Origin of the sequence: Kitasatospora sp. NPDC093806 (genome assembly GCF_040683335.1) — a bacterium.
Lineage (GTDB): Bacteria > Actinomycetota > Actinomycetes > Streptomycetales > Streptomycetaceae > Kitasatospora.
The window spans coordinates 1-13,959 of record NZ_JBFBDO010000004.1 but is presented as its reverse complement, the minus strand read 5'-3'; the positions used below and the strand labels follow the sequence as shown (position 1 = coordinate 13,959).

Annotated in this window: 14 protein-coding genes; 10 read left to right on the top strand and 4 right to left on the bottom strand. The window is 73.6% G+C overall.

Features of this window, described 5'->3' with window-relative positions:
* Positions 1-213 precede the first annotated feature (213 nt).
* Positions 214-1,080, top strand: a complete 867-nt coding sequence (locus tag AB0N76_RS04540) for a hypothetical protein (protein ID WP_363553079.1) — start codon at positions 214-216, stop codon at positions 1,078-1,080.
* On the opposite strand, the gene AB0N76_RS04535 is transcribed toward AB0N76_RS04540, so the two are convergent.
* Together AB0N76_RS04535 and AB0N76_RS04530 are read right to left on the bottom strand one after the other, a co-directional pair.
* Positions 1,077-2,402, bottom strand: coding sequence for a D-arabinono-1,4-lactone oxidase (locus tag AB0N76_RS04535; protein ID WP_363553077.1), 1,326 nt, complete (start codon positions 2,400-2,402; stop codon positions 1,077-1,079). The two genes, AB0N76_RS04540 and AB0N76_RS04535, sit on opposite strands and share 4 nt — an antisense overlap.
* A gap of 110 nt (positions 2,403-2,512) precedes the next feature.
* Positions 2,513-3,769 carry an MFS transporter gene (locus tag AB0N76_RS04530; RefSeq protein WP_363553075.1) on the bottom strand — a complete coding sequence of 419 codons (1,257 nt, stop codon included), beginning with the start codon at positions 3,767-3,769 and terminating at the stop codon, positions 2,513-2,515.
* A 130-nt stretch (positions 3,770-3,899) separates the two neighbouring features.
* Between AB0N76_RS04530 and AB0N76_RS04525 the strand changes: the two genes are divergently transcribed.
* Both AB0N76_RS04525 and AB0N76_RS04520 read left to right on the top strand, forming a co-directional pair.
* On the top strand, positions 3,900-5,042 hold the full coding sequence (locus AB0N76_RS04525; protein WP_363553073.1) for a ferrochelatase: 1,143 nt from the start codon (positions 3,900-3,902) through the stop codon (positions 5,040-5,042).
* Between the two features lie 26 nt (positions 5,043-5,068).
* A complete protein-coding gene (locus AB0N76_RS04520) occupies positions 5,069-5,902 on the top strand; it encodes an inositol monophosphatase family protein (RefSeq protein WP_363553071.1) in 834 nt (277 codons plus the stop codon).
* A 197-nt stretch (positions 5,903-6,099) separates the two neighbouring features.
* Here AB0N76_RS04520 and AB0N76_RS04515 read toward each other — a convergent pair whose 3' ends face one another.
* Positions 6,100-6,285, bottom strand: a complete 186-nt coding sequence (locus AB0N76_RS04515) for a hypothetical protein (protein WP_363553069.1) — start codon at positions 6,283-6,285, stop codon at positions 6,100-6,102.
* 475 nt (positions 6,286-6,760) lie between these two features.
* Here AB0N76_RS04515 and AB0N76_RS04510 point away from each other — a divergent pair, with 475 nt between their 5' ends.
* The 4 genes from AB0N76_RS04510 to AB0N76_RS04495 all read left to right on the top strand — a co-directional run bounded on the left by AB0N76_RS04510 (position 6,761) and on the right by AB0N76_RS04495 (position 10,892).
* Positions 6,761-7,414 carry a response regulator transcription factor gene (locus AB0N76_RS04510; RefSeq protein WP_148642660.1) on the top strand — a complete coding sequence of 218 codons (654 nt, stop codon included), beginning with the start codon at positions 6,761-6,763 and terminating at the stop codon, positions 7,412-7,414.
* 266 nt (positions 7,415-7,680) lie between these two features.
* Complete coding sequence (locus AB0N76_RS04505) at positions 7,681-8,853, top strand: HAMP domain-containing sensor histidine kinase (RefSeq protein WP_363553333.1); 1,173 nt, start codon at positions 7,681-7,683, stop codon at positions 8,851-8,853.
* Positions 8,854-9,157: 304 nt separating this feature from the next.
* A complete protein-coding gene (locus AB0N76_RS04500; RefSeq protein WP_363553067.1) occupies positions 9,158-10,141 on the top strand; it encodes an acyl-ACP desaturase in 984 nt (327 codons plus the stop codon).
* 451 nt (positions 10,142-10,592) lie between these two features.
* Entirely contained in the window at positions 10,593-10,892 is a 300-nt protein-coding gene (locus tag AB0N76_RS04495) for a DUF4193 domain-containing protein (RefSeq protein WP_327681335.1), read from the top strand.
* Between the two features lie 274 nt (positions 10,893-11,166).
* Here AB0N76_RS04495 and AB0N76_RS04490 read toward each other — a convergent pair whose 3' ends face one another.
* Positions 11,167-11,625 carry a DUF3093 domain-containing protein gene (locus AB0N76_RS04490; RefSeq protein ID WP_363553065.1) on the bottom strand — a complete coding sequence of 153 codons (459 nt, stop codon included), beginning with the start codon at positions 11,623-11,625 and terminating at the stop codon, positions 11,167-11,169.
* Between the two features lie 130 nt (positions 11,626-11,755).
* On the opposite strand from AB0N76_RS04490, the gene AB0N76_RS04485 reads away from it, so the two are divergent.
* The 3 genes from AB0N76_RS04485 (at position 11,756) to AB0N76_RS04475 (ending at position 13,683) form a co-directional block, all read left to right on the top strand.
* Entirely contained in the window at positions 11,756-12,346 is a 591-nt protein-coding gene (locus tag AB0N76_RS04485) for a PaaI family thioesterase (protein ID WP_363553331.1), read from the top strand.
* A complete protein-coding gene (gene dut, locus AB0N76_RS04480) occupies positions 12,343-12,810 on the top strand; it encodes a dUTP diphosphatase (RefSeq protein ID WP_363553063.1) in 468 nt (155 codons plus the stop codon). The genes AB0N76_RS04485 and dut overlap by 4 nt, the downstream gene beginning before the upstream one ends.
* A 69-nt stretch (positions 12,811-12,879) precedes the next feature.
* Entirely contained in the window at positions 12,880-13,683 is an 804-nt protein-coding gene (locus tag AB0N76_RS04475; RefSeq protein ID WP_363553061.1) for a DUF3710 domain-containing protein, read from the top strand.
* The last annotated feature ends 276 nt before the right edge of the window (positions 13,684-13,959 follow it).

Genomic DNA, 13,959 nt, shown 5'->3' with positions numbered 1-13,959 from the left:
CGACCCCAATGGCCGAGGATCGGCCGGTGAACGGTGATCATCTTCACATATATCTCCCGCTTGCAACCGCATTTTCGTCCCTTGTGTCCTTCTTTGGGCAAGATGGAGTGACTTGTTCGAAGGACAGTCGCAGGGACCCGAGGGATGTCGATGTCGGAGGAGAGGCCCGCCGGGGAGGGCGGCAAGGAAGGTCGCAGGCGAATTGATCTGAGTGTGGCTCAGGTCGCGGCCAGTGCGCTGGCCACCGTGGTGGGGGCGCTGCTCGCGTCCGAACTCGGCGTGTACGGCACCATTCTGGGCGCGGCGGTGGTGAGCGTCGGCGCGACCACCGGCGGCGCGGTGTTCCAACACCTGTTCAAGCGGACCGGGGAACAGCTGCGCGATGCGGTGGACCGCACCGCCGGACCGGGGCAGCTGGCGAACGGACTGCGGCAGGCCCCGGAGCCGGCCCCGGCCGACCCGCCGGCACCGTCGGTGTCGCCGGTGTCGCCGGTGTCGTCGGTGCCCTCGGAGTGGAACGCGCCGCGGGTGGTCCGGGCGCGCCGCCGGTGGACCTGGCGGTCCTACGCGGCGGTCTCGGCGCTGGTCTTCACCCTGGCCATGGTGCCGATCCTCGCCTTCGAGCTGGCGACCGGTCAGCCGGTGTCGGCGACGGTGACCGGTACCTCGGGCAGCGGGACCTCGCTGGGCGGCCGGGTGGAGCGCAAGCCCGCCGCCCCGCCGGCCGAGGCGCCGTCCTCGGGGCCGTCCGCCGTCCCCTCGCCCTCGTCCGGTCGGGGCGGCGCCCCCTCGGAACGGCCGAGCCCGGGGACGAGTCCGAGCGACGCTCCCACGGCCCGGCCCTCGACCGGGCCCGGCCCGGAACCGAGCGCGACGCCGAGCAGCACGCCGAGCGCGACCCCGTCCGCCCGTCCCACCGGGGAGCCGGCCCCCTCGGCCACGCCCTCCGCGCCGGCCGGCGGCGGGACCACCGGCGACGGGGCCGCGTCCGCCAAGCCGTCCGGGGCCGCGACCCCGAAGCCCCCGGCCCCGAGCGCCGCCGCCGTCCCGCCCCCGGCTCCCGGCGGGAGCGGGTCCTAGGCGCCCAGCACCCGGCGCAGGTAGTCGTTGCCGAACCGGCGGTCCGGGTCGAGCTCGTCGCGCAGCGCGGTGAAGTCCGCGAACCGGGGGTAGACCCCGGCGAGGTACTCGGCGTCCCGGGTGTGCAGCTTGCCCCAGTGCGGCCGGCCCTGGTGGGCGGCCATCAGCCGCTCCACCCCGGTGAAGTACCCCTGCTCGGCGGTGCCCCGGTAGAGGTGGACGGCGATGTAGGCGGTGTCGCGGCCGTGCGCGGTGGAGAGCCAGACGTCGTCGGCGGGCGCGAACCGCACCTCCACCGGGAAGCTGATCTTCCAGTCCGACCGCTCGACCAGCGCCTTCAGCTCGCGGAGCACGCCGCCGAGCGCGGCCCGCGGCACCGCGTACTCCATCTCGGTGAACCTGACCTTGCGGGGGCTGGTGAACACCTTGTAAGCGGTGTCGGTGTAGCTGCGGTCCGACCAGGCCCGGCTGGCCAGCGAGGCGATGGTGGGCACCGAGCCGGGGAAGCGGCGGCCGAGCCGGCAGGCGCCCTCCCAGACGGTGTTGGAGAGAAAGTCGTCCTCCAGCCACTCCTTGAACCGGGGCAGCGGGGCGGCCGGTCCCAGGCTGCGGTTGTTCCGCTTGGTGGAACACCGGTCGGTGTGCGGGAACCAGTAGAACTCGAAGTGCTCGTTGACCGCGGTGAGCTCGTCCAGCCGGCCCAGCACCTCGTCGAAGCCCATCGGCTGCTCGTGCGCGGTGAGCAGGAAGGCCGGCTCCACCGCGAAGGTCAGCGCGGTGATCACGCCGAGCGCGCCGAGGCCGAGCCGGGCGGCCTCGAACAGCCGCGGGTCCTCGGTGGGGGAGCAGTGCCGGACGCTGCCGTCGGCGAGCACCAGCTCCAGTCCGCGGATCTGGGCGGCGAGCGAGCCGGAGTCCCGGCCGGTGCCGTGGGTGCCGGTGCTGGTGGCGCCGGCCACGGTCTGCACCTCGATGTCGCCCATGTTGGTGAGCGAGAGCCCGGCGGCGGCGAGCAGCCGGTTCAGCCGGTGCAGCGGGAGTCCGGCCTCGACGGTGACCGTGCCGGCCGCCCGGTCGAGCTCGCGGACGGCGGTCATCGCGTGCGGGCGGACCAGGACGCCGTCCCCGGCGGAGGCGATCGAGGTGAAGGAGTGCCCGGAGCCGACCGCCTTGACGGTCCGCCCCCGGTCGGCGGCGCGCAGGATCTCCTCGGCCAGTTCCTCCGCCGTCCCGGGGGTGACCACCTTCGCCGGGTGGGCGCTCTGGTTGCCGGCCCAGTTGGTCCAGCGGGCGGTACGGGCTGCGGTACTGGCCTGCGGCATGGCGGCGCCTCCGACTCCGGTGGCCGCGCGGTGTCGGCGCACCTCGATCCCTGATGGTCCCTGATCCCTACCCGCGGGTAGGCCGCGGGTAGGGAGGAGGGTAAGTCAGGTCAGCGTTCGAGGTCTACGGTCTGGCCGGCGGGCTCGGCGGCCCCGCCCTCGGCCAGCCCGGCGCGCAGCCGGCCGAGCCCGGCCAGGGCGGCCAGCACGCCGAACACCCCGGCGGTCAGCGGCACCCAGTACGCGGCGGCGGCGCCGGCCCCGTCGATCACCCAGCCGCCGACCGAGGAGCCGGTGGCGACCCCGAGGGCCAGCCCGGTGGTGGTCCAGGTCATCCCCTCGGTCAGCTGGGCGGCCGGGACCAGCCGCTCGACCAGCGCCATCGCGGTGATCAGGGTCGGGGAGATCGCGATGCCCGCGATCAGCAGCGCGCCGCCGACCGCCGCCAGCCCGGCGATCCCGCTCACCGACTCGGCGACCACCAGCAGCGGCACCATGCTGACCGCCATGAACGCCACCCCGCCGAGGAAGCGGCCGGCCATCGACCCGGTGAGCTTCAGGGTGCCGAACACCATGCCGGCCAGACAGGAGCCGAGCGCCCAGAGCGCCAGGATCCAGCTGGAGACCGCGGTGTGCCCCTGGGCCTTGGCGTAGGCGACGGTGACCACCTCGACCGAGCCGAAGATCGCGCCGGTCGCCACGAAGGTCAGGATCAGCACCTGGAGGCCCCGGTTGAGGATCACCGGGCTGCCGGCGTGCCGGGCGGCCGGATGGACCGGGGGCTCGGTGGACCGCTGGGCGGCGAACAGCAGCACGCCCACCGTCAGGAAGACCCCGGCGAGCAGCACGCCCGCCTCCGGGAAGACGGCGGTGGCCAGCATCACCGAGAGGATCGGGCCGACGATGAAGCAGACCTCGTCGACCACCGCCTCGAAGGAGTACGCGGTGTGCAGCTTCGGCGCCTCGTCCCGGAACAGGTACGCCCAGCGGGCCCGGACCATCGCCCCGGTGCTGGGCATCACGCCCATCCCGGCGGCGAACAGGAAGAGCGTCCAGTCCGGTGCCTTCAGCCGGGCGCAGAGCAGCAGCCCGACCGCGGCGGCCATCGTGATCACCATCGCCGGCAGCACGATCCGGCGCTGCCCGTGCCGGTCCACCAGCCGGGACACCTGTGGCCCCAGGATCGCCGCGGCCACCGCCATGGTCGCCGACACCAGGCCGGCCACGCCGAACGAGCCCCTCAGCTCGGACAGCATGGTGACGATGCCGATCCCCGTCATGGAGATCGGCAGCCGGGATATGAACCCGGTGGACGAGAAGGCCAGGGTGCCGGGAGCGGCGAAGATCTGGCGGTAGCTGGACAGCACGGGGGCTCCGCAGTGGGGTAAGGAACAAGGCTGGCATAGACAGCTTACGAACCTTGGCAAACGGTATTTTCCGGACGTCCGGTGCCGCCCCGGACCCGGCCCTCCGCCGCACAGTGGCAGGATCGGTGGCATGTCCGACGCGCGCAACACCTCTCCCGCCGGCGCCGATCCCTACGACGCCCTGCTGCTCCTCTCCTTCGGCGGGCCGGAGGCCCCCGAGGACGTCGTCCCGTTCCTGGAGAACGTCACCCGGGGCCGCGGCATCCCGAAGGAACGGCTGCGGGAGGTGGGCAAGCACTACTTCCTGTTCGGCGGGGTCAGCCCGATCAACGAGCAGAACCGCGAACTGCTGGCCGCGCTGCGCAAGGACTTCGCCGAGCACGGCCTGGACCTCCCGGTTTACTGGGGCAACCGGAACTGGGCGCCCTACCTGGTCGACACCCTGCGTGAGCTCGCCGCCGACGGCCACCGCCGGATCGCCGTCCTCGCCACCAGCGCCTACGCCGGCTACTCCGGCTGCCGCCAGTACCGGGAGAACCTCGCCGACGCGCTGGCCGCGCTCGCCGCCGAGGGCCTGCCCGAGCTGCGGGTCGACAAGCTGCGCCACTTCTTCGACCACCCCGGCTTCGTCGAGCCGATGATCGACGCCGCGGTGGCCGCGCTGGAGCGGCTGCCCGAGGAGGTCCGGGCCGGCGCCCGGCTGGCGTTCACCACCCACTCCATCCCGGACACCATGGCCGAGACCTCCGGCGACCCGGACGACCCGGCCCGCGGCCGCCCCGGCGGCGCCTACGTCGCCCAGCACCTGGAGGTGGCCCGGCTGGTCGCCGCCGCCGTCGCCGAGCGCACCGGCGTCGCCGACCGGCCCTGGCAGCTGGTCTACCAGAGCCGCAGCGGCGCCCCGCACGTCCCGTGGCTGGAGCCGGACATCTGCGACCACCTGGAAGCCCAGCACGCGGACGGCGCCCCCGCCGTGGTGATGGTCCCGATCGGCTTCGTCTCCGACCACATGGAGGTCAAGTACGACCTGGACACCGAGGCGGTGGCCAAGGCCGCCGAGCTCGGCCTGCCGGTCGCCCGGGCCGCCACCGTCGGCGCCGACGCCCGGTTCACCGCCGCGGTCCGCGAGCTGGTCCTGGAGCGGGCCGCCGCCGAGCGCGGCGAGCCGGTTTCCCGCTGCGCGCTCGGCGCGCTCGGCCCGAGCCACGACGTCTGCGCGGTCGCCTGCTGCCCCAACCCGCGCGCCCCCCGCCCGGCCGCCGCCGAGCGCTGACCCCGTCCCGTCCCGGAGGAGATCCCGTGTCCAGCCCCGCCGCGCCCGACCCCGCCCTGCTCGACGAGCTGCTCGACGTCGCCCTGGATGCCGCCCGCCGGGCCGGCGCCCTGCTGCTCGACGGCCGTCCCGCCGACCTGGCCGTGGCGGCCACCAAGAGCAGCCCGGTCGACGTGGTCACCGAGATGGACCTGGCCTCCGAGAAGCTCGTCCTGGAGCTGATCGGCGCCCGTCGGCCGGCCGACGGCTACCTCGGCGAGGAGGGTGCCGAGCGCCCCGGCACCAGCGGGGTGCGCTGGGTCGTCGACCCGCTCGACGGCACCGTGAACTACCTCTACGGCCTGCCCTCCTGGGCGGTCAGCGTGGCCGCCGAGCTGGACGGGCGCGCGGTGGTCGGCGTGGTGTACGCCCCGGCGCGCGGCGAGCTGTTCCACGCCGTCCTCGGCCGCGGCGCCCACCTGGACGGCGGCCCGCCGGCCACCCGTCCGCTGGCCACCCGCCCGGCCCCGCCCTGGGGCCAGGCCCTGATCGCCACCGGCTTCGGCTACCTCAAGGAGCGGCGGGTCCGGCAGGCCGAGGTGCTGCTGGCCCTGATGCCCGAGGTGCGCGACATCCGCCGGGCCGGCGCCGCCGCGGTCGACCTGTGCGACGTCGCCGCCGGCCGGCTGGACGGCTACTACGAGCGCGGGCTGGCCCCCTGGGACCGGGCCGCCGGCTGCCTGATCGCCGCCGAGGCGGGCGCCCTGCTCGGCGGCCGGCCCGGGCACGGCCCGGACGGCGAACTCACCGTGGCCGCCGCCCCCGGGGTCTACGAGCCGCTCCAGGAGCGCCTCGCCGCGCTGCACGCCTGGACCGACTGACCCCGCCCCCCGGCCGTCCGCCCCCGCCCCGTCGGGCGGCGGACGGGCGGCTTCCGGGCGGCTTCCCGGGGCTGCAGGACCGCTTCGGGGCAGCGAAGAGCCCTGGCATACGGGGGATGCCAGGGCCTGGGATTTCGCACGGCCCCCGCAGGGCCGCTGGTGCCGGAAGTCCGGCGTCGGGTCGGGCTGGTCGAGGGTCAGGCGGCGGTGCGGTGGCGGTCCAGCACCGTGTCCACGCCGTGTTCGGCGGCGAGTCGGCGCAGGTCGTCCAGCTCGGACTGTTCCACCTCGGCCAGGAACTCGTCCCCGGCCTCGATCGCGCGGTGCAGGTCCTGCTCGGCGTTGGCGATGCGCTGCAGGATTCCGGCGGTGAAGGCGTCCATACGGGCCCCCTTACTGTGTCGGACGTGCACGGTCGTGCGCCCCCCGCCCAAGGGTGGTGTGGCCAGCGGAAGCGTCCGATCCGGGCGGTGAAGATCTCCGGTCGGGCGCGGAGACGGCCCTCGGCCGCTCCCGGTGACGCCCCAGCCCCAGGGCCGGCGCGGATGAACGCACGGCGGGTGGGTGCGATCGGCGTGGCGCCAGATCGCGGGTGTGCAGCTGTCCTCCCCAGCCCCCGGGCCGGGAAACCTCCCGGCGCGAGAAAGTTGCCCGGGTCACAGTCCAAGCGGAGTGTTCCCGCCACGAACCGCGGTCGCGTTCCGCGCCCCGCGCGGCGGCCGCGCGCGCCCGGCGCCGGCCGCTCTCCGTGCCCGCGCGGCAGCTTATCGCTGCTTTACCGCAGGACCAGGCAGGATGGAGGCACGTTCGGAGCCGTGCGTCCGCTTCCGGGGCCGGCCTGGAGAAGGGACAAAAACCGTGCGGGTTCTCGTCGTCGAGGACGAGCAGCTGCTCGCCGAGGCAGTCGCCACCGGGCTGCGCCGCGAGGCGATGGCCGTCGACGTGGTGTACGACGGGGAGGCCGCGCTCCAGCGCATCGCGGTCAACGACTACGACGTGGTCGTGCTCGACCGGGACCTGCCGCTGGTCCACGGCGACGACGTCTGCCGCAGCGTCGTCGACCAGGGCCTGGCCACCCGGGTGATCATGCTGACCGCCTCCGGCGACATCAGCGACCGGGTCGAGGGCCTGGAGATCGGTGCGGACGACTACCTTCCGAAGCCGTTCGCCTTCAGCGAACTCGTCGCCCGGGTCCGCGCCCTGGGCCGCCGCGCCACCGTCCCGCTGCCCCCCGTCCTGGAGCGGGCCGGCATCTCGCTCGACCCCGGCCGCCGCGAGGTGATCCGCGACGGGCGCCCCGTCCAGCTCGCCCCCAAGGAGTTCGCCGTCCTGGAGGTCCTGATGCGGGCCGGCGGCGCCGTGGTCTCCGCCGAGCAGCTGCTCGAGAAGGCCTGGGACGAGCACACCGACCCGTTCACCAACGTCGTGCGCGTCACCGTCATGACGCTGCGCCGCAAGCTCGGCGACCCGCCGGTGATCGTCACCGTGCCGGGCTCCGGCTACCGGATCTGACCGGATCCCGGCGGACCTGACCGGACCCCCGCGGACCCGACCGGGCCCGCGGCCCGTCCGGCTCCCGCCCCCCACCACGCGCCCGCCGCGGCGGACGCCCCGAGAGGACCATCATGACCACCCCGCCCCCGGCCGGCGGGCCCTCCGGCGCGCCCGCCGGCGGGCGCGCCGTGCCCAACCGGCCCGTACCGCCCAAGCCGGCCCACCCGCCGCGCGCCCCCCGCCTGCACCACCCCGCCGGCGACACCTACGTCCCCGGCGACGGCATGCTCGCCTGGCTGCCGTTCCGCCCCACCATCCGGATCCGGCTCACCCTGCTCTACGGCGGGATGTTCCTGATGGCCGGCGTGGTGCTGCTGCTGGTGATGTACGTCTTCGTCCGGCAGTCCTTCCACGACACCCGGCTGCCGAGCATCACGCTCCGCTCCGACGTCCCGTGGACGTTCGTCACCCCGGACGGCCAGCAGCTGTCGGCCCAGGGCTTCAACAACTGGATCGAGGCCTACCAGACCAACCAGGCCAACAGCGCGCTCAGCAACCTGCTGCGCAAGTCCCTCACCATGCTGGTCTGCCTCGCCGTGATCGCCTTCGCGGCCGGCTACGCGATGGCCGGCCGGGTGCTGCGCCCGCTCGGCCGGATCACCCGCACCGCCCGCGAGGTGGCCTCCTCCGACCTGCACCGGCGGATCGAGCTGGACGGCCCGGACGACGAGCTCAAGGAGCTGGCCGACACCTTCGACGACATGCTGGAGCGGCTCGACCGCTCCTTCGACTCCCAGCGCCGCTTCGTCGCCAACGCCTCGCACGAACTGCGCACCCCGCTGGCGATCAACCGCACCCTGCTGGAGGTGCAGCTCTCCGACCCGGAGGCCTCGACCGACCTCCAGCAGCTCGGCAAGACCCTGCTGGCCACCAACGAGCGCAGCGAGCAGCTGGTCGAGGGCCTGCTGCTGCTGGCCCGCAGCGACAACGAGCTGACCGACCGCCGCCCGGTGGAGCTGTCCGAGGTGGCCACCCGGGCGCTGGAGCAGACCCGTTCCGAGGCCGCCAAGCGCGAGGTCGACCTGCGCGCCTCGCTGCACCCGGCGCTGGTCGCCGGCAACGGCGTCCTGCTGGAGCGGATCGCGCTCAACCTGCTGCAGAACGCCGTCCGCTACAACGCCCCCGACGGCTGGGTGGAGATCACCACCGGCCCGGTGCCCGGCGGCGGCGAGCTGGTCGTCTCCAACACCGGCCCGGTCGTCCCCGGCTACGAGCTGGAGCACATCTTCGAACCGTTCCGCCGGGTCAAGGGCGCCGACCGGACCCGCAGCGACAAGGGGGTCGGCCTCGGCCTCTCGATCGTCCGCTCGGTGGTCCGGGCCCACAACGGCACCATCGAGGCCACGCCGCGCGCCGGCGGCGGCCTCACCATGCGCGTGCGAATCCCCGGCGCGTAGGCGCCCAGGCAGCCCCGAACCCGTCCCGGCCCCTCCCGGCCCCCTCCCGACCCCGTCCCGGCCCTCCTGAGGGCCGCCGCGGGGTCCCGGGTGGGGGCCGGACTCCGTGCGCCGACCATCCGCAGCCGCCCCCGCCAGGCCCGTCAAGACGACATAAGGCCTGGCGGGGGCGGCTTGTCTTTTCCGGCCCGGGCAACTTACGGTGTCGTAACCTACGCAACCGTAAGTGCGGTCCGTACGTACTCCGGCGTGCCCGTCCAACGCGCCCGTCCCAGCGCGTGCCCGTCCCCCAGGAGCCAGACCCGTGACCATCGCCCCCGTGCAGCGCAGCACCTCGCTCGGTTCGAGCGCCTGGACCGACACGCGGCTCATCCTGGCCCTCGAAGAGGTCGTCGAGCAGGAGCTCAACCGCCACCTGAAGGTCGCCAAGGAGTGGATGCCCCACGAGTTCATCCCGTGGAGCCAGGGCCGCGACTTCGACGGCGTGCTCGGCGGCGAGGCCTGGGAGCTCGGCCAGTCCAAGGTGACCCCGCTCGGCCGGGTCTCGCTGGTGGTCAACCTGCTCACCGAGGACAACCTCCCGAGCTACCACCACGAGATCGCCAGCATGTTCGGCCGCTCGGGCGCCTGGGGGGAGTGGGTGCACCGCTGGACGGCGGAGGAGGGCCGGCACGGGATAGCCATTCGCGACTACCTGCTCACCACCCGGGCCGTCGACCCGGTCGAGCTGGAGCGGGCCCGGATGGTCCACATGTCGGAGGGCTTCGAGTCCGACAACGCGCACAGCATGCTGCAGTCGGTCGCCTACGTGGCCTTCCAGGAGCTCGCCACCCGCATCTCGCACCGCAACACCGGCCACTACGCCGGCGACCCGCTCTGCGACCAGCTGCTGGCGAAGATCGCCAACGACGAGAACCTGCACATGGTCTTCTACCGGAACCTGCTGAAGGCCGCCCTGGAGATCGCCCCCGACCAGGCCATGCGGGCCATCGCCGACGTGGTGACCGACTTCCGGATGCCCGGCCACGGCATCCCCGGCTTCGAGCGGGCCGCCGCCCAGATCGCCCTCGGCGGCGTCTACAACCTGCGCATCCACCACGACGACGTGCTGCAGCCGGTGCTGCGCCACCTCAAGGTCATGGACATCACGGACCTCGGTCCGGAGGGCGCGCGGGCGCAGCAGGAGCTCGGTGTCTTCCTCGACGGGCTGAACGCCCAGGCGGTCAAGTTCGAGGAGCGGCAGGCGGCGCTGCTGGCTCGCCGGGCGGCCCGGCAGGCGGCACAGTAGCTTGGGCGGTTTTTCCACGGTTTGCCCCGGCCGACGGCGAACGTGACCAAGGTCACACCGTGTCGCTCCGCGATCCGGGACAACCCCGGAGCGTGATCATGCTGTCCCTGCCCCCGATCGCCGTCCGTGAGCGGAACGGTGATCGGGGTCGGATCGGAGGATTGACTCCCCGCCCTGGTGGGCAAGGGAATTGGCGGGTACTTCAGGGGCCTTCGCTTACGGAGCGTATTCACCGGGCGGTCGTCCGGGCGCCGCGGCGATGGCCCAGCGTGAGGCCTTCCGCGCCCGAGTGGATCACCCCAACGGACCCCCGGCTGAGTGTCGATTGAGTAACGGGGCTTGAAGTAAGGCAAAATCTCCGCCTCGGGTCGGGCACAAGACCGACCTCCCATGCGTTACGTGCGCTGGAGATACCGCACACACCGCACAACCCGGAGGGGGAGAGCGAAAAATGGCAACGGACTACGACACCCCGCGCAAGACCGACGACGAGCTCAACGAGGACAGCATCGAGGAGCTCAAGGCTCGTCGGAACGACAAGGGCGGCAGCTCTGTCGACGTCGACGAGTTCGAGGCGGCCGAGGGCATGGAGCTCCCCGGCGCGGACCTCTCGAACGAGGAACTCTCCGTCCGGGTCCTTCCCCGGCAGGCGGACGAGTTCACCTGCATGAGCTGCTTCCTGGTGCACCACCGCAGCCAGCTGTACAGCGAGAAGAACGGCAACCCGATCTGCCGGGACTGCGGCGCCTGAGGACCAGGGCGGCCATGACTCGGGCCTCGCGGTTTCCGCGGGACCGGTACTACGCCCCTTCCGGCCCCGGGCAGCGGGGCCGGACGGCAGCTCCGGCGGCCGCCACGGCGGTCGCACCAGTCATACGGTCATACGGAGAGGCGTCGTGTGAAGACGCAGAGGGACGGTGCCGCACAGGCGGTACCGTCCCTCTCCGTTTGCCCGGACCGTCCCCGGTCCCGTTCCCGCTTCCCGTCCCGCGTCCGGTTCCGTCCGGGCGGGCTCGGGCGCGCGCTCAGGCGCGGGCGCCCCGGCGGGCCTCGTCCAGGGCCTCGGCCAGCTTCATCGGCGACCGGGTCGAGAGATAGAGGTACGGCGTCGGGTCGGTCGGGTCGTCCACCTCGACCCGCAGCGCCGTCGGGACGTAGCTGCGCAGCAGCATGAAGGCCCGCGGGTCGGCCTTCGGCCCCCGCCAGGCCGCGGCCTCCGCCGGGCTCAGCGGGTGCGCGGCCCCGAGGGCGTCCACCGGGATCCGGGCCGGGCCGGCCACCAGCGAACCCTGGACCACCCGGATCCGGGCCGAGCCGTAACTGCTGATCGCGGCGGCGCCGGCGGCGATCCCGACCACCAGCCCGACCAGGGCGCCCAGCGCGCTGGCACGCAGCAGGATCAGGGCGAGCGTGAGGCCGATCATGACCGGGAACAGCCACCAGGAGCGCGGCACGGTGAGGCGTTCGTCGTACATGCCCTCCATTGTGGGCGCCGTTACACCCGGCCCGGGACGCAACCCCCGCCCGCGGGCCGACTACCGGTCGGTAGGCTGGGGCGCCGTGACCGGTTCGACAGCCCCCACGGCCCCCACGGCCCCCACCGCCCGCACGGCCCTGCCGCCGTCGCCCACCACGTCGCCCACCACGCCGCCGCCGGAGGCCGTCCTCCCGCCGCGCGCCCCGCAGGCCCCCGCCCCCGGCACCCGGCTCGGCTCGCACTACGAGCACTGCTTCGGCTGCGGCCCGCAGCACCCCGGCGGCCTGGGCATCGACGCGGTGGCCGGCGAGGGTCTCGACGTCACCGCCGAGTTCACCGTCCGGGAGGCCCACCAGGGCGGCCCCGGCCTGGCCCACGGCGGCCTGCTGACCACGGCCATGGACGAGATCCTCGGCTCGCTCAACTGGCTGCTGCACGCCCCGGGCGTCACCGGCCGGCTGGAGACCGACTTCCTCTCCCCGGTCCCGGTGGACTCCGTGCTGCACCTGCGCGCCTGGGTCACCGGAGTGCACGGCCGAAAGGTCTACGGCGCCGCCGAGGCGAGGATCGGCGGCCCCGAGGGACCGCTCGCGGTGCGCGCACAGGCACTCTTCATCCAGGTGAAGCTGGAACACTTCACCAAGCACGGTCGTCCCGAGGACATCGAGAAGGTCCTCGACGACCCCGACCTGATGCAGCGTGCCCGAACCTTTGAGGTGAACCCTTGAGCAGCACCCCCCGCGAGCCCCTCGACGTCCTGATCCGGCGGATCGACCCCGAGCTGCCGCTGCCCGCCTACGCGCAGCCCGGCGACGCGGGCGCCGACCTGCGGACCACCGTCGACGCCGAACTGGCCCCCGGCGAGCGGGTCGTGCTGCCCACCGGCATCGCCATCGCGCTGCCCGACGGCTACGCCGCGTTCGTCCACCCCCGGTCCGGGCTGGCAGCTCGTTGCGGAGTTGCTCTGGTGAACGCCCCAGGGACGGTCGATGCCGGGTACCGTGGAGAGATCAAGGTGATCGTCGTCAATCTGGACCCGCGTGAGGGCGTCAGCTTCCGCCGAGGGGACCGGATCGCCCAGCTGGTCATCCAGCAGGTCGAGAAGGCCCGCTTCCACGAGGTGGCCGAGCTGCCGGGGTCGGCACGCGCCGAGGGCGGGTTCGGGTCGACCGGCGGCCACGCCGCGGTCTAGGCTGCCCGCGGCCTCGCAGGAAGCCGAGCAGGTATTCGCATCGGTCTTGGACCGGGAAGGACAGTGACCGTGTTCCGTCGTCGCCAGAAGAGCGAGGACGCTGTCGAGCAGCTCGCCGACGACGCCATCAGCGCCGACGAGACGGCCGATGACGTCGAAGGTTCCGCCGAGAGCGAGAACGTGACCGACCTGGACCCGGCCGAGCGGGTCGGCCTGCCGCCGGCCCCGCGTCCGGACGGGCCGTGGGACCACTCCGAGCTGGAGAACCCCGAAGAGGGCCGGGTGGACCTCGGGGGTCTGCTGGTCCCGGGCGTCGAGGGCATGGAGCTCCGGGTCGAGGTGGCGGGCGACGCGATCGTGGCCGCCACGCTGGTCCTCGGCAACAGCGCCGTCCAGCTGCAGGCCTTCGCGGCCCCCAAGTCCGAGGGCATCTGGGGCGAGGTCCGCGAGGAGATCGCCAACGGCATCACCTCGCAGGGCGGCGTGGTCGAGGAGGAGGAGGGCCCGCTGGGCTGGCACCTCCGCGCCCAGGTCCCGGTCCAGCTGCCGGACGGCACGCAGGGTGTCCAGCTGGTGCGCTTCGTCGGCTGCGACGGCCCGCGCTGGTTCCTCCGCGGCGTGATCTCCGGCCAGGCCGCCGTCCAGCCCGAGATGGGCGGGATCCTGGAGCAGGTCTTCCGGCAGACGGTCGTCGTCCGCGGCGACAGCCCGATGGCGCCCCGCGACCCGATCGTCCTGAAGCTCCCCGAGGACGCGCAGATGGTCGCCGACGGCGGCGGCGCGGTCGCGGCCGCCGGCGAGGGCGAGAACCGCTTCGGCAGCGCCGCGCTGGACCCGTTCGCCCGCGGCCCGGAGATCACCGAGGTCCGCTGAGCACTCACCCGAGTCGCACCGATCGCCCCCGCCCGGACCCCGGGCGGGGGCGATTTGCATGTGGCGGCCCGGTCCCCGTACAGTTCCGGAGTCGCCGCGAGAGAGCGGGGGCAAGCGGAAAGCCGAGTCGGTTGAGTGAAGCTCCGGAAAACGGAGTGGAAAACAGCTGGTAAGGTTGAAGCACGAAAGAACGAAGCGCCCGGAGGGCCGGTGTGAAAGCCGCCTGAAGGAAGCGTCCGTTCCTTGAGAACTCAACAGCGTGCCAAAAGTCAACGC